Here is a 24,105-nt window from a genome sequence, read left to right as displayed (position 1 = left end):
TCCTTTACGATAAAAGAAAAAGAGGTGGATCACATGGATCACATGATCAATTGGAACTACGATTTGATCAAAATCATACATGAAGAAAAATTAAAAGAATTGCTCTTAGATGAAACAGCTCAAAAAAGATGAAGTTTCCAGATTGTTGACAAAGGGCTAAAATGAACTTGATTTTAGCCCTTTGTCTTCTTTTCAGCGTGATAGAAAACCTTTGCAGTCTAGGAAGGACAGCTACTTGTGCGGAGCGAATTTGGCATTCGTGAGCACCAGAGCGCAGGACTGACACCGAATGCGAGGGTTTGTCTACACGCTGAAAACTCCCTTTTATATGAGGGAGTTTCTTTTTTTACGGCTTTCAGAAAGCGCTTTCGTCAAAATTTCTTCACATAAACTGTCTTAATTTTATATTCTGACTAAAACCCTTCTAGAAGACACCGATATTAACTATAGAAAAAGATAGTTAAAGGATTTGGTGAGATAATGGACAAAACATCGTTAATTGGTATTATTTTAGCATTTATTGCACTGAGTGTCGGTATGGTTTTGAAAGGTGTGAGTCTAACCGCTCTTATCAACCCGGCGGCTATATTGATCATTGTGGTTGGGACAATTTCAGCTGTTGTCATTGCCTTCCCATCTAGTGAAATTAAGAAAACACCAAAATTATTCGGCAAAATTTTCAAAGATAGCAAACTTCCAACGATACAAGAAATGATTCCTCTATTTTCAAACTGGGCACAAATTGCTCGTCGTGAAGGTCTTTTGGCATTAGAGGCAAATCTTGAGGAAGTCGATGACGATTTTCTAAAGAACGGCTTAAGCATGGCAGTTGACGGTCAAAGTGCTGAATTTATTCGCGACGTCTTAACTGAAGAAGTCGATGCCATGTCGGAGAGACATCAGTCAGGCGCATTAATCTTTACACAAGCTGGTACATACGCTCCGACTCTAGGGGTACTTGGTGCCGTTGTCGGACTTATTGCCGCACTTGCAAACATGGGAGACATTGAAGCACTTGGACATGCGATTAGTGCTGCCTTCGTCGCCACACTGCTTGGGATTTTTACAGGGTATGTGTTGTGGCATCCATTTGCCAACAAGCTGAAGCGTAAATCTAAGGAAGAAGTAAAGCTTCGTCTCATTATGATTGAAGGGATTCTTTCTGTCCTTGAAGGCCAGTCTCCAAAGGTCATTGAACAAAAACTTCTGATGTACTTACCAGCAAAAGAACGTGCAAATCTTGTCATTGAAGAAGGAGAAAAACAGAATGGCTAGGAAACGTAAAAAACATGATCATGAAGACCATGTAGATGAGTCTTGGCTGATCCCTTACGCCGATCTTCTTACGCTTCTTCTCGCCCTCTTCATTGTGCTGTTTGCATCTAGCTCCATTGATGCGGCAAAATATGAACAGATGGCTAAATCGTTTAATGTTGTCTTTACTGGCGGCACTGGCGTAATGGACCAATCAAGCATGCAGAGCACCGAAGAAACAGAAAACAGCAATCAAACCAAAAAATCAGCAGAAGATGAAGAAGAAGAAGCAAAAGCGAAAGCTCGTGACCAAGCGGTATTAACAAAGGTTAAAAAGCAAGTAGATTCATTCATTGCGGATAAAAAACTTGGTTCTAAGCTTGAAACAAAGCTGACGGATGAAGGTCTGCTTATTACAATTGAAGACAGCATCTTCTTTGATTCTGGGCGAGCGGTGATCCGCTCGCAGGATGTTCCGTTAGCCAAAGAAATATCCAAGCTGCTCGTCATTAACCCTGCTCGTGACATCGTCATTAGCGGACATACAGATAACGTTCCGATTCGGAATTCTGAATTTGAATCCAACTGGTATTTAAGCGCCATTCGTGCGGTCAACTTTTTAAATATTCTCCTTGAAAACAGCAACCTAGACCAAGAGAACTTTAGCACAAAAGGTTACGGTGAATTTAAACCGATTGCCTCTAACGATACCGCAGAAGGCAGAAGTAAAAACAGACGCGTCGAAGTTCTTATTTTGCCAATTGAGAAAAAAGCAAAATAAATAGGAAGCCAGCAGCTTCCTTTCAGATCATGACAAAGGGCTAAAATGATGTTTATTTTAGCCCTTTGTCTTTCTTATGAGCGCGATTGAAAGCGCTTGTCGTTTATCGGTGCGCAGGACTGACACCATATGCGAGGATTAGTCTACATACTAAAAAGGAAGCCACCGGCTTCCTTTTTTATGTGTTTATTCTTTATGATCATATAAATGCTTGGCACGCAGTCCTACATGTTTGAGCATATCGATGCAGGCATCCTTTTCCTCTTCACTAAGCACACTGATCATCTCGTGAATCTCTTTTGCATGATCTGGGAAGATGTCATCAAGTAAAGCTCTTCCCTGCTCCGTAATATGTGCAAATGTCACCCTGCGGTCTTCTGCACAAGCTTTCCGGCTAAGGAGTTCTTTTTTCTCCAATTTATCAACCACATACGTGATGCTTCCGCTTGCGAGTAAGATCTTATCACCTATTTGCTGAAGCGGCTGATCACCTTTATGATACAGCAATTCTAATACAGCAAATTCAGTCGGATTCAGACCGTGCTTCACAATATGTTTGTTCATGTGGTGATTAATGGAGCGATAGGCACGTGATAGTACAATAAATAATTTCAAAGATTTCTCAACATTATGATTTTCCATTTTTTATCATCCTTTATGAAATGCAACCCACTAATGTGACATTAATAAACAATAAGTAAAATGTCAACATGTTGAACCATTTTTAGCATGAAAAAGAGACCAGAACGAATCACCTAATTTTTTAAAAATCTCACAAGTCATCGTAATAAAGATAGGTTCAATGCTATAATAAGTCTATTAGGTAATACGTTGGAGCGATGAATCATGAGTATACTGAAAGGGTTTTGGAAGAAGATCAAGCTTTACCTTATTTTGGTCGTGATTCCAACCCTCATCATTAGTTATTTTATCTACGAAAAAGAAACTGAGAAAATTGATGTAAAAAACAAACAAACAGCTACACTTATGTTAAATATTCACAAAAACCAAATGAATTATTTAATCAGTGAAACAGAAGCAAGATTAACTTCCCTTGCCATGGGATTTGACCAGCCGCTTGAAGCGAAAAGAGTACAAAACATCCTAGAGAAAATCTATAAACAAGAACCTCGTTTTTCAGGCCTGTATCTCCTAGACCAAAAAGGAAATGTCACAGCCAGCACCACACCATTAAAGGAAAAAATCAACCTGTCATTTAGAGATTACTTTAAACGTATTCAAGTCACAAAACAGACCGTCATTACAGATAACTATGTAAGCCGCATTACTAAGCAGCGGATTCTCTCCATTTGTGTCCCTGTTTTGAATGAGAACGACGAAGTCACGGATGTGCTAGTCGCTGCGATTCAAATTGATTATTTAAGAAATATTATGAATGTATTAAACCCAGAGCTTCATTTTAAGATGCTGAATCAAAATGGAGACGTTGTGTTTACAAGTGGTCCACAGCCAGCATCTGAAAGTGATAGCACCGTGTCTACATATTTAGATGAAAACAGCTGGAAGCTGGAGGTTTTTCCGCAGCGTGCGACAACAAGTGAAGTACTGTCTGTGATGCTGTTTCCTTTATCCAGTGCATTTATTCTCTTAAATATCTTATTCACACTCGTCCAATATATCATTTTAAGACGACAAACCCAGCAGGAACGCCACCAAAATGAAGCACAAAAGCTTGAACTCATTGGAACACTTGCGGCAAGTACAGCGCATGAAATTCGCAATCCATTAACAGGCATTAGCGGGTTTATTCAACTTTTGCAAAAGAAGTATCGTTCAGAAGAGGATCAGCTTTATTTTTCTGTCATCGAGGAAGAAATTAAACGGATTAACCAAATCGTCAGTGAGTTTCTTGTGCTAGGAAAACCAACGGCTGAAAAGTGGCAAAATAATTCTGTGAAGGAAATTGTGAGTGAGATCATGCCAATTGTATTTTCTGAGGCGAACCTTTATAATGTCGAGGTTGATTTGCAAATCAATACCATTCAAGATGTTGGCGTGTATTGCACGAAGGATCACATTAAACAAGTGGTATTGAATGTAGCGAAAAACTCGTTAGAAGCGATGCCAAATGGCGGTCATTTGAAGATTGTCATTGAGGCTGAAAAAGAACAGGTCATCATAAAAGTGAAAGATACAGGTGAAGGTATACCAGAAGAGATGCTGAAACATATCTTCCTCCCTTTTATTACGTCGAAGGAAAAAGGAACAGGTCTTGGGCTTGTTGTGTGTAAACGAATCATTTCGATGTATGGGGGGACAATCGATATCGAGAGCGAAGTGAACAAAGGAACAACCGTAATCATCATGCTCCCTTCTGCACACTAATAGCTGAAGCATTCATCCGGTTTTGCTAATGGCAAGACCGGTTTTTTGATGTCAATAAGAAGGACGATTGACAGAAAGGAGACTCATTTGTGATACAAGATCATGAAAGGAAGCAACAGATTGTTGTTCATGAAAAAGAAGAGACTGATACTCATTCATCAGGTTGTCCAGTTCTTGACTATATTTAATTGTCGTCTCACCTGTATAGCCTTCTACTTGAGCAGCTTCTACCATTTGTCTTCTCTTTTCATCAATTGACATTAATAACTGTTCTTTCCGTACATAAATATTCATGATCTCAGCTCCCGCTATGAATTCGTCTGTCTACGCTCTAAATGATCCGACACCAAAATTATACTTTATTTGTAAATTAAATTAAATATGCTTATTTTATTTAATTTTTTACAGCCTAAAGACCTTTTACCCAATGAATTCTGGGGGTAAACTTCAAAATTGGACAGGACTGACACATTGATTAAACAGAATTTTATCCTATGCAGAAGACCAAAATCAACTATTTTCTCTCTCATTTTATGTCTATTTTCCTAAAAAAAAGCTGATCTTCCGCCTCATGCGAAATGATCAGCTCCCACTATTAAACCGTTTCTTCTTCGTAAATTGGCACCCAGCCCTCAGTTGTGACAAATATGCGAACTGCGACGACTTGACGATCTTCTTGAAGTGTAAAGTAGTGACGAATATTCGGGGGCACAGAAATTAAATCACCTGGATTCAGTCTCACATCAAAAAAGACGCCGTCTTTGCCTTGAATGGCAAAGATTCCATGACCGCTCACGATAAATCTGACTTCATCATCCGTATGATGATGCTCACGTTTAAAGTTTTGAAGCAGTTCATCCAGGTTAGGAGTCGCATCTGATAATGAAATCACATCCTGCGCTTTGTATCCTCTTCGCTCGGAAATACTCTTTATTTCCTCTTGAAACACAGTTAAAATTTCTTCCTTTTCATCATCTGTTAAATCGTACTTTTCTGATAACTGTTTTGGTAGTTTTTCAATATCCCAATGTTCATAAATGACCCCTTGCTGTTCTAAATACGCCTGAACCTCTTGTTCGTTCTCAAGTAACGTGTTCTCTTCATTATGAATGTAAATGGTCGCCATGTGTGTTTCCTCCTTTTTATTTAACAAGCTGCTTTTGATAAAGCGCTACTTTCAAATGATAGGTAAATAAAAATTCATAAGCCTCTAAGACTCGTTTGGCTTCAAATGCGGTTTTCCCCCAAACGGTGATGCCATGATTACGAATGAGTACAGCACCAGCATCGTCCGTCAGGTGCACTGCAAATTGCTCTGCAAGGTGCGGAATATGAGCTGGGTTTTCAATAATAGGAACAGCAACTTCTGCATCCTCTTCCCAATAACCAAGCGCTTTAATGATTTCATTACCTTTAAAACGAATTTCTCCTTTATCGCCATACAGCTCAGAAATGACATTGTTATCGATCGTGTGGACGTGAAGACAACATCCTGCTTTCGTCCGCTCATAAACGTATGTGTGAAGCAGTGTTTCAGCTGATGGCCTGAGCGGCTCATTCGGATGAACCGGCTGACCTGCTGCATCAACAAGAACAAAATCTTCATCGGTTTCTTTTCGTTTATCTTTGCCGCTTGCCGTCACCAAAAACGTGATGGGATCATCCGACACTTTTATCGATAAATTGCCGCTTGTTCCGTAAAACCAGTCTCTTTGTGCCAATTCACGTTTGACGTCTGCTAGTTCCTTCCAGCGTTTACTCTTCTCGTCTGCCATTCCTTCACTTCCTTTATTTGATCAAATTGCGCTTTTAGATCAACAAATGTTTCATACTCTTTATGTACGAGCCCTAGCTCTTTACATTCGTTCAGTAAATAATCACGCGCAAACGTGAGATCCGCATGTTTCGCTGCCTCAATATCAGTCACTGAATCACCAATCATGATAATAAAATCATCTTCCTGCGTCAGCTCTCGAATAATGGAAGGCTTGCAGCAGCCACAGCCATTTTGGCATTCTGAATCACAGGCATGCGGCCATTCAATTTGAATATGATCTTCTTTAAATGATGCATGGTTACAATAAATATTCTCTTGTTCGACAATCCCTTCAAGGATAGGATAGACAAAAAAGTCCATACCGCCGCTGAGTACATAGAAAGGAATGTCTGCTTTTTTGACATCATCGACAAACTGTTCAAATCCTTCACGAATCTCTGTATCCTCTAAAATAAATGACCGAATGGCTTCTTTCTGATCACTCGTCAGTAACTGAAACATCTGCCCGACGCCTTCTTGGATCGTGATCTCTTTTGCTAGAACACCATCCTTCCATTTCGTCCATTCTTTCGGAGCAAACTGCTTCATGATGCGAATGATATTATCATTTTTCGTAATCGTGCCATCAAAATCACAACATACAATTGGTTTTTTCATTTATTCTGCTACCCTTCCCCAAAGATCAAGTGCTGCTTGTAAGTCTTGACAAGTTGATGCTTTTTCTTCGATAGACTCTTTTTTGACAACCGCATCAATGATCGAACGAAAGGCTTTCCCTCCTCCAATTGCTCCCCGCGGATGTCCGTGAATCCCCCCGCCTGCATTAATGACATGATCAAGTCCAAAATCTTTGACTAAGATCGGCACCATTCCCGGGTGAATGCCTGCTGAAGGGACAGGAAATGTTTGTTGAACTGTATCCTCTTTCACACATGCTTCGAAAATGCCAATGGCATCTTTTTTCGGAAGGGCGACTGATCCATAAGGAGAGGGAAAAAGACTTAAATCAGCGCCAGCATATCGATTTAATTTGCCTAAAAGAAGAGAATGCGAGAATCCATAGTCTGGAGATGATGTCATTGCACCGCTCACTGCCGGATGTGCCATGATCGGCAATGGGATCTCTGGATCTTCAGCCAAGCTTTGCATGACATCAAGTCCATAGGCAAAAACATTGAATAAAAGCGCATCAGCCCCGAGTTCGGCTGCCTTTCTTGCTCGATCTTTCAAATCAAAAGTTCTACCAGTTAAATTAACAGCATAAAGCGTGCGATGTCCTGTCTCTTCATATGTTTCTTTTAATATCTTTTTTCCTTCCTTGATTCGATCTTCAAAAGGGGCTAATGGGCTTTCAAATAAAATCTCATCATCTTTGATGAAGTCTACTCCACCTAAAGCCTGTAAGTGGAGCTGTTCTTTTAAATCCTCCATATCACGACCGATCACGCCTTTAAATATACTCATCAATAGCGGCCGATCAAACACGCCTACTTTCTTTCGTATCCCCTCAATGCCAAATACCGGTCCTGGCAGACAGCTTTTAAACCTTTCCGAAAATTCGATATCGACGAGCTTTACTTTCCCATCCAGTGAAAGCTTTCCAAAAATCGTCGTCAACACCGCTGGTATATCAGCTGAAAAGTTCGCCTCAGGATAAGCAATGGTCACCTCTGTTTGATACAGACCACCATTTGCGGGAGACTGTTCTTTTACGCTCACCACACGGCCTTTATGTTTTTTCAGCTGCTCCTTTTTGAGCTGCGGCAAGTCCGTCCATGACCCGACCGTTAACCCAAGTGCGATCTGCTCTGCTTTTCGGTCTATTTGTTCATCCTCTCGATGTGTTAGTACGTATGTTGCCAGTAGTTCACTCACTAGGAATCCCCTTTCGATTGCGTCCTGTATATGGTCAATAAAAAAACCTCTTTAAGTGCTTGATCAGCGCGTTAAAGAGGTTTCGTCTCATTCATCCGAATCTTATCTCTCAGCGCTTGCTGCAAGAATTAGCACCGTGCTTCATGGAAGTCGGTTGCCGGGCTTCATTGGGCTAGTCCCTCTGCCTACTCTTGATAAGAATATTCAATTTTCTTAAATATTGCCTGAATTATCGCACCATTTTTTTACGTTGTCAATGGCTTTTTTTCAAATAACTGCAAGGCAGCGATACGATCAGCTGCTTCCTTTAGCCGCTCCTCACTTGTTAAAAGTCCGACTCTGACGTAGCCTTCACCGTGAGCACCAAAGCCATTCCCGGGTGCCACAACAACATGTGCTTTTTCTAATAATACATCAGAAAAAGTTTCCGATGTATACCCTTCAGGCACCTTTAACCAAGCAAAAAACGAGCCCTTTGGCGCACTGACGTCCCAGCCAATCTCTTTGCATGCAGCAATCCAAGTGTTTCGTCTTTTTTCGTACCGATCATTTTGTACTTGTACGCACGTTTGATCGCTTAAAAGTGCTTCTGCTGCTGCATCTTGAGTTGCTTTAAACAGTGACACAAACAGGTGATCCTGATAAAGCTCAATGGCTTCGATAACAGAGGCATTCCCTGCTGCAAAACCGACTCTCCAACCAGCCATATTATACGTTTTGGACAATGTATAGATTTCAATACCTGTCTCTTTTGCTCCGTCTATTTGCAGGAAACTAAGGGGCTTTTCGCCGTCAAATCCTATGCCGCCATATGCAAAATCATGGACAACACACATCTTATTTTCACTCGCAAACGCAACAGTATCTTCAAAAAATGTCCGGGTTGCAGTCGCACCAGTCGGATTATTTGGGTAATTTAAGTACATCAATTTTGCTTGATTCTTATCCTTCTCTGACAATTTGTGGTAGTCAGGTAAAAAATCATTTTGTTCAAGAAGAGGCATTGTGACCATGCGAGCTCCGGCAAGCACAGCGCCTGACCAGTAATCAGGATAGCCCGGATCTGGAACAAGCAGCGTATCACCTGGATTCAGTAAACATTGCGGCAATTCGACTAGTCCCGCTTTCCCTCCAAATAAGATGGCAATCTCTGTCTTTGGGTCAAGCGTGACACCATATTCTCTTTCATAAAAAGTAGCTGCAGCTTTTTTTAGTTTCGCTGTCCCGCGGAATGAGGAGTATTGATGATTTTCAGGTTTTGCTACCGCTTCCTGCATCGCTTTCACAATATGTGGAGGAGTGGGCTGATCAGGATTTCCTTGACCTAAATTAATCACATCTGCCCCTTCCTGCACTTTTTTCTGTACTTTTTGTACAAGCGACGCAAAAAATTGTTTCGGTAAATGTTTCAATACATCCGATTGCTGGAATTCCATTTTTTCACCTTCTATTCAAGTTACGTGACAATACAATCACTGTAATGGATTGTTTTATGAATTGTAAAGCAATTTTGAAAAAAGATTGACATGTGAACTGCAGCTCTGATAATATCTAGAATTAAGAAATGCAAGCAGACATGAAACAATTACATATTGATTTCTCTTATCGAGAGTTGGGCGAGGGATTTGGCCTTTTGACCCCAACAGCAACCGACCGTTAATACCACTGTGAAGTGGGGCGCAGCAAGTACAGCGCCAAGACAATTGTCTTATAGGGCACGGTGCTAATTCCATCAGACGTATGTGCTGAGAGATAAGAGAGGCTTCGAGCATACACGCCATCAAGCCTCTTTCTCTCAGGAGAAAGAGGCTTTTTTATATGATTTGGAGGGGAAACAATTGGTTACACTTACGGCATCATATGAAGAATTAACAGAAAGTTCGGCAGTTGCACTTGCCATTAGACTTGGATTGATTCAGGAGAGCAGTCATTTAACATGCACTGAAATCGGTGACGGAAATTTAAATTACGTCTTTCATATTTATGATCACAAACAAGCAAAAGGACTGATTATCAAGCAGGCCCTTCCTTACGCAAAAGTCGTTGGAGAAAGCTGGCCGCTGACATTAGATCGTGCAAGAATTGAAAGTGCAGCACTCATCAAGCAATCAGAGTATGCACCACATCTCGTACCAACCGTCTATTATTCGGATACAGCTCTTGCTGTCACAGCAATGGAAGATCTATCACACCTTGAAATCGTCAGAAAAGGGCTAATTGCCGGAAAACATTATCCGTATTTATCAGATCATGTCGGAGAATTTTTAGGCAAAACACTATTTTACACGTCTGACTTTGCCACAAATCCTAAAATCAAAAAACAATTCGTGAAGCAGTTTACGAACCCTGATCTTTGTGACATTACAGAAAAACTCGTCTTCACAGATCCTTTCTTTGACAGCGAAACGAATGACTTCGAAGAGGAATTAAGAGAAGAAGCACAAGCACTATGGGCTGATCTTGAACTGCAAGCAAAAGCAGCCGAATTGAAACGGATCTTCTTAACCTCTGCTGAAACACTGGTACATGGAGATCTTCATACAGGCAGTATTTTTGCAAACGAAACGGAAACGAAAATCATTGATCCAGAGTTCGCTTTTTACGGTCCTTTCGGATTCGATATCGGTCACTTTATTGCCAATCTGTTCATAAATGCTTTATCTCATGAGAATGAGCAGGATCAGCAGCACCTTTTTGATCATGTCGTCAATGTGTGGACAACATTCAAAGAAGTGTTCACAAAAGCATGGAAAGAAGACAGTATTGAAGCGTTTAGTGTATCGGACAGCTTTTTAGAAACAACGTTTGACCGTATTTTAAAAGAAGCCACCGGCTTTGCTGGCTGTGAGCTTGTTCGCCGAACCATCGGTCTTGCGCATGCGGCTGATCTCGATGCGATTCCATCACATTCTAGAAGGCTTCAGCAGAAAAAAGCAGCACTTACACTAGGAAAAACATTGATCAAACAATATCAAGCAGTGGAAACAGCGTCTGACCTCGTCGCATTATTCCAGCAAACTGTAAAGGAGTGACGAGTTTTGTCTAAAGAATTTGAAGTTCCCCGTTCCGTCGAATGGGAAGAAAACCGTATCAACATTTTGAATCAGCAAAAATTACCCGCTGAAACCGTGTTTGAGCATTTATATACAAAAGAAGATGTGTATGATGCCATTGTGACACTAAAAGTACGCGGAGCACCTGCTATTGGCATTACAGCGGCTTTTGGGCTCGCACTCAGTGCACAAGAGATTGATACAGAAGACATTGATCTCTTTAAGCGAGAAGTCGCTCGCCTGAAAGAATATTTAAACAGTGCTCGTCCAACCGCTGTGAATCTTGCCTGGGCATTAGACCGGCTTTATCAGCGCATTGAGCGTGCTGCTTCGGTGAATGCAGCCAAAACTGATCTTGTCCATGAAGCCATTCAAATTCAAATCGAAGATGAAGAAACATGCCGGCAAATCGGTCAAAATGCTCTTCAGCTCTTTAAATCTGGTGATCGAATTATGACCATTTGCAACGCAGGCTCCATTGCCACAAGCCGGTACGGAACAGCGCTTGCACCCTTTTATTTAGCGAAAAAGAAAAACCTCGATCTTCACATTTACGCATGTGAAACACGTCCTGTCCTTCAAGGCGCTCGTCTGACGACATGGGAATTGATGCAGGGTGGCGTAGATGTGACGCTTATCACGGATAATATGGCAGCCCATACGATGAAAGAAAAACAAATTTCTGCCGTTATTGTTGGTGCAGATCGAATCGCTAGAAACGGTGATACAGCAAATAAAATTGGAACGTTAAGTCTGGCTATTTTAGCTAAACACTTTCAAATTCCATTTTTTGTGGCTGCGCCTCTTTCGACCTTTGATGTGTCAACTCAGGATGGGTCAGATATTCCGATTGAAGAACGCGACCCACAGGAAGTAAAGGAATTAAACGGCATCCAAATTGCGCCTCCTGACGTGCAGGTATTTAACCCTGCCTTTGATGTGACTCCTCACCACCTCATTTCTGGAATCATTACAGAAAAAGGCATTATCACTTCCAACTATACAGAAGAGATTGATGCACTATTCACCGAAAGCGCGCCACTTTAATCAAACAAAAGCGCGGGGTTCTTATCATTTAAGAGCACCGCGCTTTTTTGTTTTGTTCGTTTTTGCTAATATTTCTTTTTTCTGTTCTTCTGTCAACACGTTCATTTTGACACATAGTGATGTGACGGCGTACATTTTATCTTTTTTGCCCCATAACATGTTAGCAGCCTCCTTTTTCCCTAGACCAACTTTTTTAGCTTAATAAAAGGATATGTCGCTCACTAAACATTTGGAACAGGTCAATTCATTTATTTTTGAACAAATGGGATGCCTTCTAATTCTAACAAGATCGCTTTCATCCCTGTCTTCGTCCCTGCATAACCAGTCAGAGTCCTGTCTTTTCCAATGACCCGGTGACACGGGATAAAAATTGGTAATGCATTGCGTCTATTAGCCTGTCCAATGGCTCTGACAGCCTTTGGATTGCCGATCGCTTCTGCAATATCAGCATAGCTTTTTGATTCACCATACGGAATAGTAGAAAGTGCCTCCCACACTTGCTCTTGAAACGGAGAGCCTGCTTGCTTGAGCGGGAGATCGAACACTTTCCGATCGCCCTTAAAATATTCATCCAGCTGTTTTTTCGCTTCTTTTAATACAGGCGTGTCTTCTTGTTTAAAACGGTCTCTCTGTTTTTTGACCAAAAACGATTCATCATCAAACTTCACTTCAATGATGGCACCATCTTTCTCTAGTATGTATAATGCCCCGATTGGTGCGGTATAGACTGTATAATACACATTAAAGCTCCCCTTCTTGTTTCTGCTGCCGGAGTGGAAGCGTGAGATGGAACACTGTTCCGACCCCTTCTTCACTCTCTACCTCAATGGTTCCTTGATGCTCTTCAATAATTTTATAACTAACCATTAACCCAAGTCCAGTGCCTCTTTCTTTTGTTGTATAAAATGGTTCTCCGAGACGCTTTAGTTTATCCTCTGTCATGCCGCAGCCTTCATCACGAAGAGAAATCACAATGTGCTCCTCCCCCTTCCTTTGAATGCTCACGTATACATTTCCTTTCTGAGGCATTACTTCAATCGCATTTTTTAAAATGTTAATAAAGACTTGCTTCAATTGATTTTGTTCACAGTAGATGAGCGGAATATCATCGAGCACATCTAAATGCATTTGTACATTGCCAAGATTGGCCTGTGCATGAAGAAGGTCCATCGTGTCTTTGACAATTTGCACGACATTTTTTTCTTCATAGATGATGGCCTGCGGTTTCGCTAAAATCAAAAATTCTGTAATGATGGATTCGATTCTTTTTAGCTCCGATGTGATGACATTAAAATAGAGCGAATACTCCCCTTCAATGTTTCCTTTGAGCAGTTGAATGAAACCTTTTAAAGCCGTCATTGGATTTCTAATTTCATGGGCAATTCCAGCGGCAAGCTCTCCGACAACATGAAGCGTATCCGATTTTCTTACCCGCTCCTCTAATTCCTTGCGCTCAGTCACATCTCTAAAGATGGCCAAATTCATGTTATGAATAATATTTCGTTTAAAAGAAAACTCCAAAATACGTTGATCTGGATGGTTCAGCACAAATGGAACTTCATTGTCCATCTCATCTAATGACATCGCCTGAGCTGGCTGTGCCAAATTTTCAATTTGATATGGCGCAAGGATATGAAAAAGGTTCATTTCCGTTAAGTGATCATCTTTGAGGCCAAGCAGTTCACTTGCGGATGGATTCACATCAATAATCCGGTATTGATTATCGAAAAGAACAATGCCATCCATAGAACCATTAAATACTTTACGGAATTTGAGCTCACTTTCTCGCAGCTCCTCTTCCATTCGCTTTCTGTCACTGACATTCCGTAGAATGGTTAAGTGCTGCCCTTCTAATACCGCATGCTTAGAGGTGAACTCAAGCTCCTTGAATTGGCCATTCGCCATTCTAAAGAGGAGTTCTTCTCTGATTTCAAGATTCCTGATATACCGTCTTCTTGTCGGCCGGTATCTGCGATCAGATTTGACTAGAAAATCCATGAGTTTCTTGCCAATCAGCTGATGCATCGGTAATTCAAAAATTCGGCAGGCTGATTCATTTGCCCTGACAATTTCTCCATCATCCGCCCAAATGATGATGGCATCCATCGCATTTTCGAATATTTCTCTAAAACGCTCTTCACTTTTTAGCAGCTTTTCTTCCATTAATCTTTTTTCTGTAATATCACGCATGATGGACATGTAAAAACCACTCATCACATTGGATGTGATGGTCAGTTCGAATAATTTGTGCTGCCCAGATTGAAGGGTAACAGGAAGTTCTCCCTTTGCTTTCCCTGTTTCTTTCAATGAAGTTAAGAGCTGCTGGAGCGCTGGAAGGTTTTCTTCTTCAACAAATTCATTTAAGTAGCGGTCTGTTAAATCTGTTTTTTGAAGTTCAAAGCTCTGGCAAAAAGAGTGATTGGCGTCAATCATACAACCATCCTGATCAAAAATGACCATACCGTCAATCGCTCGATCAAATAAATCTTTAAACAGCTGCTCATTCATCGAACGTTCTCGCTCTAATATTTTCTTTGAAGAAATATCACGCATGACGACAATATATTGTTGATTCACCACGTCGTGCTCCGCCACAAATTCAATATATTTTGTCTCTCCATTTTCAAGTTGAATGGAGATCTCTCTTTTTAACGTTCCTTTTCGAAAAAAAATCTCAAGCGAGCAGTCAATTTTGTTTTTCGGGATGCCGTATAGGAAATCTAGAACGGATTTATTGAGGAGGTCTTCTTTCGGTGTTTGTACAAGCCTGCATGTCGCTTCATTGGCTTGGATAATGTTGAGGTGCTGATCAAATATAAAAATCGCATCTAACGTCTTATTTAACAGCATTTTGTGCTGTATCAATTCATTTCGCAAATATTCGTTCTCTTTTTCTAATTTTCTGATATTTTTCGCACCATCGAGCGTTTCAGTCATTCTCTTACACTCCTTTTCCAGCCTCATTCCTCTACAATATTTCTACAAGATTTTCATTGTTCCTTCATTCGACTCATAAAAAAAGAGAACTTTTTACACGAGGCTTGCTTCATTTGTTTCATTTGGATGACACGATTGTATAACGATTCTCTTTTCTTACGCTTCTTTTACAACCGTTCTACAATTTCACATCAAATAGCGAAATGAGCCAATTTGTATTTTAAAATGGGGCAAATGAGGGAACAGTGCACTTAGAACGTTTATGTTCGAAAAGAAGCAGGAAAGGTGATGTTATGACGTCAACGAGAGACAGTTATTTTGATAATGCAAAATTTCTTCTGATTTTTCTAGTTGTTTTTGGTCATTTGTTACGGTCATTCATACATGATAATGACTGGATACTCTACTTATATAAATTTATTTATACATTCCATATGCCCGCTTTTATATTGGTGTCTGGCTTCTTTGCCAAAGGTTTTAGAAAACCAGGTTTTATGAAAAAAGTCGCAGTTAAGCTGATCATCCCATATTTGATTTTTCAGATCATCTATTCTGTGTATTATTATTTCTTACAGGATCAAAGCATCTCTAACTTAAATCCGATTGATCCGCAATGGTCTTTATGGTTTTTAATCAGTTTATTCTTTTGGAACTTACTACTCATTCCTTTTTCAAAACTGCCATTCCACTGGGCAATGATCGTCAGTTTATCGATGGCGTTACTTGTCGGTTATGTGGACAGCATTAGCGATACGCTCAGCCTATCTCGTACGTTTGTCTTTTTGCCGATGTTTTTAGCTGGCTTTTATTTAAAAAAGCAGCACTTTGAATTTATCCGAACAAGCAAAGGGAAACTGACTGCACTTCTTGTACTGATGGCCGTGTTCATGTTTTGCTATTTTTATGAATTCGATTATTCCTTTTTATTTGGGTCACAATCGTACGCTTCTCTTGGAGATGAAGGACTCATTGCAGCTATGAAACGAATGGCATGGTATTTACTTGCATTTGCTGCTACCTTTAGTTTCTTTGCATTAGTCCCTACACGCCGGTTCTTCTTTACCAAATGGGGCACAAGAACGTTATATGTCTATTTACTTCATGGCTTTGTGATTAAGCTTTTAAGAACGACTTGGTTTGATGATTGGGCTCTAAATACGGCAAGTGTATTGATTCTATTGCTGCTTACGGTCCTCTTAACCTTTACCTTATCTAGCACATTTGTTAAAACTGTTGCACAACCAGTCATCGAGCTCAAAATGACCAGTCTGATGCGAACCATTACTGGCAGACAAAACAGTTATATTAAATAGAAAAAACGATCTCTCAGGATCGTTTTTTTCTATTTATTTTTGTTTTTCTGTTCAGTGTGACATTCATCGTTTTTTTTAGGCTTCATTAAGGTATCAATCCATTTACTGCTGTTTATATCTCCCAGCTCGCTGCCAAACTCCTCTTCCAAGATATCGGGGTTCATCGGTTTTTTATGGTCTTTCATATCTTTACTTTTCACATGTTTTTTAGTCACGAGATGCTCCCCCCTGTTTACCTTGATGAGAATTTCGGTTCGCTTGGCGGTCTTCTGATTGCTCGTCAAATTGTGTTTGTCCTTGATCGTGTGCCATGCTTTCTGTAGGCGTCATATTATTTGTGAGTGCTTCATTTTTTGCTGTTTTTCTTTTCATTTGTCATCATTCCTTTTTAACATGTTTAGTTCTTCGCTCAATTGATCAAACAGCTCTTTCATTTGTTTGACTGTCACTGGTTTTTCCTCAGGCTTTAACTCATATCCAATTTGCCCATTCGCTTCTAGCGTTGCTTTTTTGAGACTGCTGATGTCTGTGATGCCCTGCTGCTTTAAGCGCATTTTGAATTGGTCCCTTGTCAGTCGCGTTTTTTTTAGCTTGTGATCAAGCATTTCTCCATCCTCTAAAATCACCACAGACTTCCCTGAAACCAATTTTTCAAAAAAATCAAATTGGATCGACAGCTTTTCCATAATCACAAGCGCCACAATAAAAATGGCGGCCGCATAAATGGTTTCAAGTAAATTATGCTCAATAAAGGGTTGGATAATAATCGATCCAATCGAAATCATGATGACTGTCTGTTGAACCGTTAATTGACTAATGGATTTAGGCCCTGCTATTCTCAGCAGCAAAGTACCAACGAGCAGCATTACAATTGCTTTCCATAACACATCCAGCACGTCTCTTTCACCTCTTACCTATAGATTGCGAACATCCTTTGTGATTTAGCCAGTTATATAATGGAAATAAAAAAAACCAGCATTCAGTAGGAATGCTGGTTAGCCGATGATCACACGCTCTTTCGGATAATGATAATTCGCTTCACTTTCCCGGCGGCCAATTAAATACAAGAAGCTTGGAATTCCAATCCGTCCTATAAACATGACCACCATAATAATACACTTACCAAATACGGACAAGTCAGACGTAATTCCGAGCGACAGTCCTGTTGTTCCGAAGGCAGAACAAACTTCAAATAAAGTTTCAAGAAGTGTATGATGGTCTGATAAAGTTAACAGAAACGTAGCACCAAACACTAAAATAAAGGCCATCATCGTCACCATGAGGGATTTATTAATATCCGCTTGATGAAGCTCTCTTTTAAAGATTTTAATGGACTTATTTCCTCTCGCAAAATGAAACAAAGCAAGTAAATTAAGGGCAAACGTGGTTGTCCGAATTCCGCCCCCTACCGAGCTTGGAGATGCCCCGATAAACATCAACAAACATAAAAATAACAGTGTCGGCTCTGTCAATTGCGTAATATCTAATGTCGAAAGCCCGCCACTTCTGGTGGCTGTTGATTGAAACAAAGAATAAAACAAGATTTCATGCCAGCTCTTCCCTAGAAAAGTAAACCGGGCTTCAAGTGCATAAATCCCAATTGCCCCAACGACAACAAGGAGGCCAAACGTGATTGTTGTAATTTTCGTAAACAATGAAAACGATGCATGTTTTCGGTCTTGATTGAATAAATAATCCTTTACTTCGACAAGTACCGGAAAGCCAATAGCACCAAAAATGATGAGCAGCATCGTGATAAATTGGACGAAATAGTCATCTTTATAAGGAATTAACGAATTCCCTGTAATATCAAAGCCTCCATTGGTTGTGGCACTGATACTAGAGAAAAATCCGTGTAAAAAAGCGCCTTGCACATCGTAATACTTTAGAAAATACATACTTAAAATCAGACCGCCTACAAACTCAATCAGCAAGATTAAATATAAGACCTGCTTCATGAGTTTTACAATACCTGATAAGTTGCTCTGGTTTTGGTCTGCCATAATTAATTTTCTTTCTTTAATGCCGATCCTTTTTCGCATAACCAGCCAGACGAATGTACCAAGGGTCATAATGCCGATACCGCCGATTTGCAAAACAAATGCAAGGATCCACATCCCGGTCACACTAAATGTTTGTGACGTATCGACAACAGTCAGACCCGTGACACTGACAGCACTCACAGCTGTAAACAGCGCATCAATAAATGTCCATTTGACTCCTTCTTGGTGAGCCACTGGTAGACTGAGTAGAATGAACGACACAGTCACAGCAAGAAAATAATAAAGGGCAATCAACTGAAAAGCCGACAGCCGGTCGATTAGTTTTTTCATTGGATTCATGGTTATTCCTTCTTTTATCTTTCTTTTCGAATACTATATCATTTTAATGAAAAGGAAGAAGATTTTAAAGGTATTTTGTGCTTTATTTACTTTTTCATCAAAAAGAAAAAGACATCCTTACGCAGAATGTCTTTTGATCTTTCTTATTTTGCTTCTAGTCTTCTAATTCTTTCGTTTAAATCAGGGTGTGTTGAGAAAAGAGAAGCTTTTCTTTTACCACTGATTTTCAGTGTAGCAACAGCTGCTTGATCATCATCTTTAATTCTTGACGTATACGCCTCTAGTGAACGAAGCGCATGAATCATTTTATCTTTTCCTGCAAGGTCCGCACCGCCGCGGTCTGCATGGAATTCACGATGTCTAGAGTAAGCAAATACGACAAGGCTTCCTAAGATAGAGAAAATAATTTGGAAGACGATCACAGCGATAAAGTGAACAATCGGCACAAGCTCTTCACGTGGAACGAAACGGCTTGCGATCCATGCCGCAATTCTTGAAAGGAAGACAACAAACGTGTTGACGATTCCTTGAAGTAACGTCATTGTAACCATGTCACCGTTCGCTACGTGAGCGACTTCGTGAGCGATAACCCCTTCAACTGCTGCATCATCCATTTCATGAAGCAATCCAGTTGATACGGCAACAAGCGATCTTCTTTTAGAAGGACCTGTCGCAAATGCATTTACTTCAGATGATTGGTAAATACCGACCTCAGGCATTTTAGAAAGGCCTGCTGCTCTTGATAGTCTGTGAACGCGGTCAACAAGCTGCTGCTCATCATATGTTAATGAATCCTTTTCTGGATTTAACACACGCACACCCATCATCATTTTTGCCATCCAGCGAGACATCGCTAGTGACATAAACGAGCCTACAAAACCAACAACTGCACTGAATACAAGAAGATAAAGGATATTAAGTCTTCCGTCTGCTCCTATATAAGAACCAACACCAGTTGCTGCACTAATAACCGATAGGACAATACCAATCGTAGTGATAACAAGAATGTTCGTTAATATAAACAGAAATATTCTTTTACCCATACATAACCTCCGCTGTCATATTAAGTTCATTTGAACTTATTAATAAAATTATAAAAATAAACGTCTCAAATTGCAAGGAAAAAGGAATCGTTTTCTATGTTTATCATACTGGCTAAAACCTCGTCATTTCAATGATTACGCTACTTGCATCCGCAAACAAGTGAACAAATTGTGACGCATCGGTCCTATTTTAGTTTATTTTGCATTTTCATTAAAAAGAGATTATGATGTTGAATTAGATCAATAATCACGTTTTTGACGTACAAAATGAGGTGGAACATGGTGACTTTTAAATTAACGAGAATTGACATGACGAGACTTCTGTATTCTCTAAAAGGCGAGGGAGATCTGACTCCGCTTCAGCTTTTGAATTTATCTGTAAAAAGCGATAAGGAACATGAATATGATGAATTAAAAATCCCTTCTTTTTTTGAAAAACTCGAACGGCGCAAGCAAAAATCAGAGCACGGGCTTTCAACGAACGAAATCGTTGAGCTTGGCAACTTGTGTGAACTGACTTCTCTTAAATCAACAGCCATTCAAAACTGGATCAAGCGCGATATTAAAGATATGATTGGCCATCCAGAGCTTGGCAAGAAGTACTCCATTGATCAAGTCGTTATTTTATTAATTGTCCGGGATTTAAAATCAGTATTTGATTTTGATGCTATTCGTACGATTTTATCTGCCTTATTTAATACGATCACAGATCGAACGGATGATATTATCAGCCCCATCCGTTTTTATGAAGCATATGCGCACGTCCTTGATTTTATTTATCACCATACACATTTTCCATTAAAGGAAACGAATTTACGAGAAATGACAGAAGAGCAGACGGACAAGCTACACGAAGAGTTTACAGAATTGACGAAGCCGCAATGGCATTTGATTAAAGGCATTATCAGTTCTACCGTTTTCTCCGTTTTCACTTCTCACTTGCAAAGCACAGCGCAAGAAATGATGTTGAATACGCTTCAGCTGAAAAAGGCTTAAAACTGAGCCCGAGGTGACCTTCATCACCTCGGCTTTTTTGTGCAGCAATTGCCAGCATAATTGCAGGCTGTTTTTTTCAAAATAAGAAGGCGCAACAAACATGAGGTGAAAGGAGGAATATGTGATGGCAAACCGAAATCAACTTCTTGTTCCTGGAGTAGAACAAGCTTTAGATCAATTTAAATACGAGATCGCTCAAGAATTTGGCGTGAATCTCGGTTCAGATACAGTCGCACGTTCAAACGGTTCTGTTGGCGGCGAGATGACAAAAAGACTCGTACAGCAGGCGCAATCTCAAATGGGCCATTCAACTAAATAAAGACATGGTGAAATACGCCGGATCTATTCTGGCGTTTTTTTACTGTTCATATATAGGCTCATCCCGGTTTTCACGGTATGAGGGCGATGTGTTTTTTCCTTTTTGTTTGACGCCATCTCTGTTACGTTCGCCGTACGGACGATTCTGACCACTGTCGTTTTTTTTTACATGCTTTTCAGCATCACCACGTGATGTGCCGTTTGGATGTTTTTTTTCATCTGGATCAGTTGAGTGATTTTTTTTTTGCTCTTTGTCTTTTTCAAAAGAGCGATCCTTTTCTTCTTTTCCCTTTTTCTCTTTGTTGTCAAGATTAGGGCTTGTTTGGTGAGGCTTTTGAACAGCTCCTTGCTCTTCCCTCTCAACTTCCTTCTGCTCTTTGTCTTCGCCTTCAGGAGCCTCTTTATCCGGCTGCATCTCATCGCTATCGTCTGTCTTTATGTCTTCTTTTTTGTCTTCGTCTTTTTGATCTTCATCAGCATTTTTCGGCTCTTCTTCTTTGACAGCCTCGTCATCTGCTGGATCTTCATCATCTTTTTTAACGTCCTCTTGTTCGTTGTCTTGCATTTCTTGATTTCTAATATAAGTTCCTGTTGAAATGCCTGCTTTTTGTGCCTTTTCTCTTGTTTCCAGGTCACCTTCCACAGTTTCCAGCTTATAATTGCGCTTTTGATATTCCCCCGAGATGGTGCTGATTTTACTTTTTACGTTTGTTTTGTATGTATGATCCTGCTTGTTTTCATAAACAGTTGAAATATAAATGCTTTTAGAGTGGTTCACGTATCCTTTTTTATCACAATCATCGATGATTTCCTGCACGACTTTGGTCATGTCGTTTTTTTCTAAATCTTTCATACTGGCCAGTACTTGCTTCGCATCTTTATTCAGCGGAGTGACACCGATCACTTGATAGTTGTGATCGAGTTTCAGCTCAAAGCTTGGGTTAATGTCAATCGTCATATATGCATATGCTTTTTGACTTGAGAAAGATGGCATCATAGTGAAAATCACGACAATAATTGCTGCAATTGATAGAATTCCTGCATTTAACGGACGTAAACGAAGCAGGTCAAAAAAACCGGCTCTTTTTCTTTCGAGACGTGATTCATTCGGAAACGTCACTTCTTGACCGATTTCATAGTCTTGCTGTTCATACTTTGTCCGCAGAAATTGTCCATCAGGGGTCAGCAGTGTGACATATTTTTTGTTTTTCTCTACTATAATGCCTCTTCTCATGAATTAAGCACCCCTTTAAGGTAATCTTTCAAATACACATAATCACCTGTCATAATGATCGCCATCGCAATAATATATTTTCTATTTCTCTCAATCGTTTTGCGGCTGACTTCCACTAGCTTTTCCAGCTGTTTGACTGGCAATTGTTTTTTCTGAAATAAAATGGTTCTCAGTTCATCGTGCTTAACGAGTGTATGGGCCACTTTAATGGCATTTTGTCTCGCATCCGCATGCTTTGGTGAATGCTCAAGCAGCTCTTGAAACGTAAGACCATATACTTTCAATCGTTCTTTAAAATGTTCAATCTCTTCTCTTCTATGTTCTTGTTCAATTAAACGCCTATATTCATTTGCAGAAAGCTCTGCTTCAATCATGCTTTGTGAGTATTCGCCATTCTCACTTTCTTGAAGGTCCATTTGAACAGTTGGCGCGTTTCTTGCTTCTTTTCGAATATAGTCGATTACTTTTCTTTTAATAATTAACTCCGCAAATGCAAGGAGTGAGTTGCCTTTTTCGGCAGAGTATTTTTCTATCGCTTCATTAAAGGCAATTAAGCCTACGCTGAATTCATCATCTTTTTCATCTATATATCGTTTACAAACGGATGAAACCGTCTTAGCGACAAATGGTTTGTATTGCTCTATTAATGCATTTTGCAGCTCGGTATCACCCTGTTGGATGTTGATTGCCGACTGCTCTAATGTTTGCTTTTTCTTTCCCTTTTTAAACAAAAGGCTAAGCAATGGTTTCACCTCAGTTCTCCCTATATTACTCATTTATGATAGCTAATTTATGAGGGAAGCGCAAAGGAAGAAATGAGGAATTCATTTCCTGTTACTCAATTGTGACATGTATTTCTTTATCTACTTTACAACGTTTCGTTTAAAAGCAAAGAAATAAGGGGGTATCCCCCCCTTTTTTGTAATATACGTGTTATGAAAATGAAATGATATTTCTTTCAAAAAACCTACTCTTCTAGCCGAATCTCTTGTTTTTCCTCGTTTTGCTGGCCGCCTTTTCTTGATGGACTTGATAGAAACCAACCAAATGCTGCAATCGCGAGAAGGACCGTCCAGAAAATAATTTTCCATAATGTTGAATGAATGAAATGAGAGGACACGACCCCAATAGCTGGATGAGAAAGTGTATAGAGCGTCAGCTTCACGCCAACCCATCCGACAATGACAAATGCTGCTGTTTCTAGGCTTGGTCTCGTTTTAAGCAGTTTCACAAATACAGTCGCCGCAAACCTCATGATCACTAGACCAATGATACCGCCTAATAGAATGACAATAAATTGACCGCCATCAAGCCCGCCAATTTGTGGAAGGTTTGTTGCTGGCAGAGTCACAGCTAATGCAACGGCTGCTAAAATAGAATCTACTGCAAATGCAATGTCAGCCAGCTCAACTTTTACGACGGTTGCCCAAAAGCCGCTTTGTTTCATGTTTGTGTCTGCTTCCTTTTTCTTAAATACGTGCGATTTTAAAATATGGTGAATTGAAATATAAAGAAGATAAATTGCGCCAATGGCTTGAACTTGCCACACATCTACTAAAAACGAAATAAGAAAAAGAGAACCAAATCGCATGACAAATGCTCCCGCAAGTCCGTAAAACAATGCCTTTTTTCTTTGTTTTTCAGGAAGGTGTTTGACCATCACAGCCATAACCAGCGCATTATCAGCCGCTAAAATCCCTTCTAACCCAATCAATACGAGAAGAACCCACCCGTACTCTAAAATAATTGCTGCATCCATCATCATTCCTCCTTATTTTTTATCTATTGT

The 24,105-nt window shown here is 40.1% G+C and carries 26 protein-coding genes and 2 riboswitches; of the genes, 8 read left to right on the top strand and 18 right to left on the bottom strand.

All coding sequences use genetic code 11. The annotated features are described in order from the left end of the window. Positions 1-480 precede the first annotated feature (480 nt). Together motA and motB are read left to right on the top strand one after the other, a co-directional pair. The gene (gene motA, locus NSQ64_RS07515) at positions 481-1,275 is read left to right on the top strand and encodes a flagellar motor stator protein MotA (RefSeq protein WP_008346088.1); all 795 of its coding nucleotides are present in this window, start codon (positions 481-483) and stop codon (positions 1,273-1,275) included. Further along, complete coding sequence (motB, locus tag NSQ64_RS07510) at positions 1,268-2,035, top strand: flagellar motor protein MotB (protein ID WP_024719648.1); 768 nt, start codon at positions 1,268-1,270, stop codon at positions 2,033-2,035. The genes motA and motB overlap by 8 nt, the downstream gene beginning before the upstream one ends. A 186-nt stretch (positions 2,036-2,221) precedes the next feature. On the opposite strand, the gene NSQ64_RS07505 is transcribed toward motB, so the two are convergent. Beyond that, positions 2,222-2,677: a MarR family winged helix-turn-helix transcriptional regulator gene (locus NSQ64_RS07505; protein ID WP_003211701.1), complete on the bottom strand. Its 456-nt coding sequence runs from the start codon at positions 2,675-2,677 to the stop codon at positions 2,222-2,224. 204 nt (positions 2,678-2,881) lie between these two features. On the opposite strand from NSQ64_RS07505, the gene NSQ64_RS07500 reads away from it, so the two are divergent. Continuing rightward, the gene (locus NSQ64_RS07500) at positions 2,882-4,381 is read left to right on the top strand and encodes an ATP-binding protein (RefSeq protein WP_007498739.1); all 1,500 of its coding nucleotides are present in this window, start codon (positions 2,882-2,884) and stop codon (positions 4,379-4,381) included. A 51-nt stretch (positions 4,382-4,432) separates the two neighbouring features. On the opposite strand, the gene NSQ64_RS07495 is transcribed toward NSQ64_RS07500, so the two are convergent. The 6 genes from NSQ64_RS07495 to NSQ64_RS07470 all read right to left on the bottom strand — a co-directional run bounded on the left by NSQ64_RS07495 (position 4,433) and on the right by NSQ64_RS07470 (position 9,469). Next, positions 4,433-4,675: an aspartyl-phosphate phosphatase Spo0E family protein gene (locus tag NSQ64_RS07495; RefSeq protein WP_024719647.1), complete on the bottom strand. Its 243-nt coding sequence runs from the start codon at positions 4,673-4,675 to the stop codon at positions 4,433-4,435. Between the two features lie 301 nt (positions 4,676-4,976). Beyond that, the gene (locus NSQ64_RS07490) at positions 4,977-5,507 is read right to left on the bottom strand and encodes a 1,2-dihydroxy-3-keto-5-methylthiopentene dioxygenase (protein WP_024719646.1); all 531 of its coding nucleotides are present in this window, start codon (positions 5,505-5,507) and stop codon (positions 4,977-4,979) included. A 16-nt stretch (positions 5,508-5,523) separates the two neighbouring features. Next, on the bottom strand, positions 5,524-6,156 hold the full coding sequence (locus NSQ64_RS07485) for a methylthioribulose 1-phosphate dehydratase (RefSeq protein ID WP_060832278.1): 633 nt from the start codon (positions 6,154-6,156) through the stop codon (positions 5,524-5,526). After that, entirely contained in the window at positions 6,120-6,815 is a 696-nt protein-coding gene (locus tag NSQ64_RS07480) for a 2-hydroxy-3-keto-5-methylthiopentenyl-1-phosphate phosphatase (protein ID WP_017367123.1), read from the bottom strand. Before NSQ64_RS07480 ends, NSQ64_RS07485 begins: the two co-directional genes overlap by 37 nt. Next, on the bottom strand, positions 6,816-8,033 hold the full coding sequence (gene mtnW / locus NSQ64_RS07475; protein WP_096881331.1) for a 2,3-diketo-5-methylthiopentyl-1-phosphate enolase: 1,218 nt from the start codon (positions 8,031-8,033) through the stop codon (positions 6,816-6,818). A 99-nt stretch (positions 8,034-8,132) separates the two neighbouring features. After that, positions 8,133-8,234: riboswitch (SAM riboswitch) on the bottom strand. 44 nt (positions 8,235-8,278) lie between these two features. Further along, the gene (locus NSQ64_RS07470; protein ID WP_341015825.1) at positions 8,279-9,469 is read right to left on the bottom strand and encodes a pyridoxal phosphate-dependent aminotransferase; all 1,191 of its coding nucleotides are present in this window, start codon (positions 9,467-9,469) and stop codon (positions 8,279-8,281) included. Between the two features lie 164 nt (positions 9,470-9,633). Further along, positions 9,634-9,791: riboswitch (SAM riboswitch) on the top strand. An 80-nt stretch (positions 9,792-9,871) separates the two neighbouring features. On the opposite strand from NSQ64_RS07470, the gene mtnK reads away from it, so the two are divergent. Together mtnK and mtnA are read left to right on the top strand one after the other, a co-directional pair. Then, complete coding sequence (gene mtnK, locus NSQ64_RS07465) at positions 9,872-11,065, top strand: S-methyl-5-thioribose kinase (RefSeq protein ID WP_341015822.1); 1,194 nt, start codon at positions 9,872-9,874, stop codon at positions 11,063-11,065. Between the two features lie 6 nt (positions 11,066-11,071). Next, a complete protein-coding gene (mtnA, locus tag NSQ64_RS07460) occupies positions 11,072-12,133 on the top strand; it encodes an S-methyl-5-thioribose-1-phosphate isomerase (protein WP_138278450.1) in 1,062 nt (353 codons plus the stop codon). A 24-nt stretch (positions 12,134-12,157) separates the two neighbouring features. Here the strand turns inward: mtnA and NSQ64_RS07455 are convergent, their stop codons facing one another. The 3 genes from NSQ64_RS07455 to NSQ64_RS07445 all read right to left on the bottom strand — a co-directional run bounded on the left by NSQ64_RS07455 (position 12,158) and on the right by NSQ64_RS07445 (position 15,070). Further along, positions 12,158-12,292 carry a hypothetical protein gene (locus tag NSQ64_RS07455; RefSeq protein ID WP_285856272.1) on the bottom strand — a complete coding sequence of 45 codons (135 nt, stop codon included), beginning with the start codon at positions 12,290-12,292 and terminating at the stop codon, positions 12,158-12,160. An 89-nt stretch (positions 12,293-12,381) separates the two neighbouring features. Continuing rightward, positions 12,382-12,873 carry a methylated-DNA--[protein]-cysteine S-methyltransferase gene (locus NSQ64_RS07450; protein ID WP_019743074.1) on the bottom strand — a complete coding sequence of 164 codons (492 nt, stop codon included), beginning with the start codon at positions 12,871-12,873 and terminating at the stop codon, positions 12,382-12,384. 1 nt (position 12,874) lies between these two features. Further along, a complete protein-coding gene (locus tag NSQ64_RS07445; protein WP_024719640.1) occupies positions 12,875-15,070 on the bottom strand; it encodes a PAS domain-containing sensor histidine kinase in 2,196 nt (731 codons plus the stop codon). Positions 15,071-15,363: 293 nt separating this feature from the next. On the opposite strand from NSQ64_RS07445, the gene NSQ64_RS07440 reads away from it, so the two are divergent. After that, a complete protein-coding gene (locus NSQ64_RS07440) occupies positions 15,364-16,383 on the top strand; it encodes an acyltransferase family protein (RefSeq protein WP_341015817.1) in 1,020 nt (339 codons plus the stop codon). 29 nt (positions 16,384-16,412) lie between these two features. Here NSQ64_RS07440 and NSQ64_RS07435 read toward each other — a convergent pair whose 3' ends face one another. From NSQ64_RS07435 to htpX, 5 genes are all read right to left on the bottom strand, one after another. Next, positions 16,413-16,598, bottom strand: a complete 186-nt coding sequence (locus NSQ64_RS07435) for a hypothetical protein (protein ID WP_039169158.1) — start codon at positions 16,596-16,598, stop codon at positions 16,413-16,415. After that, positions 16,591-16,755, bottom strand: coding sequence for a hypothetical protein (locus NSQ64_RS07430; RefSeq protein WP_008346124.1), 165 nt, complete (start codon positions 16,753-16,755; stop codon positions 16,591-16,593). Before NSQ64_RS07430 ends, NSQ64_RS07435 begins: the two co-directional genes overlap by 8 nt. Further along, complete coding sequence (locus tag NSQ64_RS07425) at positions 16,752-17,279, bottom strand: DUF421 domain-containing protein (protein ID WP_017359458.1); 528 nt, start codon at positions 17,277-17,279, stop codon at positions 16,752-16,754. Before NSQ64_RS07425 ends, NSQ64_RS07430 begins: the two co-directional genes overlap by 4 nt. 99 nt (positions 17,280-17,378) lie before the next feature. Then, complete coding sequence (locus NSQ64_RS07420; RefSeq protein WP_007498761.1) at positions 17,379-18,725, bottom strand: TrkH family potassium uptake protein; 1,347 nt, start codon at positions 18,723-18,725, stop codon at positions 17,379-17,381. A gap of 143 nt (positions 18,726-18,868) precedes the next feature. Then, the gene (gene htpX / locus NSQ64_RS07415) at positions 18,869-19,768 is read right to left on the bottom strand and encodes a protease HtpX (RefSeq protein ID WP_008346130.1); all 900 of its coding nucleotides are present in this window, start codon (positions 19,766-19,768) and stop codon (positions 18,869-18,871) included. Positions 19,769-20,047: 279 nt separating this feature from the next. Between htpX and NSQ64_RS07410 the strand changes: the two genes are divergently transcribed. Both NSQ64_RS07410 and NSQ64_RS07405 read left to right on the top strand, forming a co-directional pair. Continuing rightward, entirely contained in the window at positions 20,048-20,764 is a 717-nt protein-coding gene (locus tag NSQ64_RS07410) for a DUF1836 domain-containing protein (protein ID WP_058337426.1), read from the top strand. A 124-nt stretch (positions 20,765-20,888) separates the two neighbouring features. Next, complete coding sequence (locus tag NSQ64_RS07405; RefSeq protein WP_008346135.1) at positions 20,889-21,083, top strand: alpha/beta-type small acid-soluble spore protein; 195 nt, start codon at positions 20,889-20,891, stop codon at positions 21,081-21,083. Positions 21,084-21,122: 39 nt separating this feature from the next. On the opposite strand, the gene NSQ64_RS07400 is transcribed toward NSQ64_RS07405, so the two are convergent. The 3 genes from NSQ64_RS07400 to NSQ64_RS07390 all read right to left on the bottom strand — a co-directional run bounded on the left by NSQ64_RS07400 (position 21,123) and on the right by NSQ64_RS07390 (position 24,075). Then, entirely contained in the window at positions 21,123-22,316 is a 1,194-nt protein-coding gene (locus NSQ64_RS07400; RefSeq protein WP_058337427.1) for an anti-sigma factor domain-containing protein, read from the bottom strand. Then, entirely contained in the window at positions 22,313-23,068 is a 756-nt protein-coding gene (gene sigI / locus NSQ64_RS07395; protein ID WP_008346139.1) for an RNA polymerase sigma factor SigI, read from the bottom strand. Before sigI ends, NSQ64_RS07400 begins: the two co-directional genes overlap by 4 nt. 215 nt (positions 23,069-23,283) lie before the next feature. Beyond that, positions 23,284-24,075, bottom strand: a complete 792-nt coding sequence (locus tag NSQ64_RS07390) for a TerC family protein (RefSeq protein WP_024719637.1) — start codon at positions 24,073-24,075, stop codon at positions 23,284-23,286. Positions 24,076-24,105 lie beyond the last annotated feature (30 nt).

The sequence above is a fragment of the Bacillus sp. FSL W8-0183 genome (genome assembly GCF_038006825.1).
Lineage (GTDB): Bacteria > Bacillota > Bacilli > Bacillales > Bacillaceae > Bacillus > Bacillus altitudinis.
This window is presented reverse-complemented; position numbering and strand designations above follow the sequence as displayed.

Coding starts and splice junctions, on each gene's coding strand:
- motA (WP_008346088.1), top strand. CDS start 481: ATGGACAAAACATCGTTAATTGGTATTATTTTAGCATTTATTGCACTG.
- motB (WP_024719648.1), top strand. CDS start 1,268: ATGGCTAGGAAACGTAAAAAACATGATCATGAAGACCATGTAGATGAG.
- NSQ64_RS07505 (WP_003211701.1), bottom strand. CDS start 2,677: ATGGAAAATCATAATGTTGAGAAATCTTTGAAATTATTTATTGTACTA.
- NSQ64_RS07500 (WP_007498739.1), top strand. CDS start 2,882: ATGAGTATACTGAAAGGGTTTTGGAAGAAGATCAAGCTTTACCTTATT.
- NSQ64_RS07495 (WP_024719647.1), bottom strand. CDS start 4,675: ATGAATATTTATGTACGGAAAGAACAGTTATTAATGTCAATTGATGAA.
- NSQ64_RS07490 (WP_024719646.1), bottom strand. CDS start 5,507: ATGGCGACCATTTACATTCATAATGAAGAGAACACGTTACTTGAGAAC.
- NSQ64_RS07485 (WP_060832278.1), bottom strand. CDS start 6,156: ATGGCAGACGAGAAGAGTAAACGCTGGAAGGAACTAGCAGACGTCAAA.
- NSQ64_RS07480 (WP_017367123.1), bottom strand. CDS start 6,815: ATGAAAAAACCAATTGTATGTTGTGATTTTGATGGCACGATTACGAAA.
- NSQ64_RS07470 (WP_341015825.1), bottom strand. CDS start 9,469: ATGGAATTCCAGCAATCGGATGTATTGAAACATTTACCGAAACAATTT.
- NSQ64_RS07455 (WP_285856272.1), bottom strand. CDS start 12,292: ATGTTATGGGGCAAAAAAGATAAAATGTACGCCGTCACATCACTATGT.
- NSQ64_RS07445 (WP_024719640.1), bottom strand. CDS start 15,070: ATGACTGAAACGCTCGATGGTGCGAAAAATATCAGAAAATTAGAAAAA.
- NSQ64_RS07440 (WP_341015817.1), top strand. CDS start 15,364: ATGACGTCAACGAGAGACAGTTATTTTGATAATGCAAAATTTCTTCTG.
- NSQ64_RS07430 (WP_008346124.1), bottom strand. CDS start 16,755: ATGAAAAGAAAAACAGCAAAAAATGAAGCACTCACAAATAATATGACG.
- NSQ64_RS07420 (WP_007498761.1), bottom strand. CDS start 18,725: ATGAATCCAATGAAAAAACTAATCGACCGGCTGTCGGCTTTTCAGTTG.
- htpX (WP_008346130.1), bottom strand. CDS start 19,768: ATGGGTAAAAGAATATTTCTGTTTATATTAACGAACATTCTTGTTATC.
- NSQ64_RS07410 (WP_058337426.1), top strand. CDS start 20,048: ATGGTGACTTTTAAATTAACGAGAATTGACATGACGAGACTTCTGTAT.
- NSQ64_RS07405 (WP_008346135.1), top strand. CDS start 20,889: ATGGCAAACCGAAATCAACTTCTTGTTCCTGGAGTAGAACAAGCTTTA.
- NSQ64_RS07400 (WP_058337427.1), bottom strand. CDS start 22,316: ATGAGAAGAGGCATTATAGTAGAGAAAAACAAAAAATATGTCACACTG.
- NSQ64_RS07390 (WP_024719637.1), bottom strand. CDS start 24,075: ATGGATGCAGCAATTATTTTAGAGTACGGGTGGGTTCTTCTCGTATTG.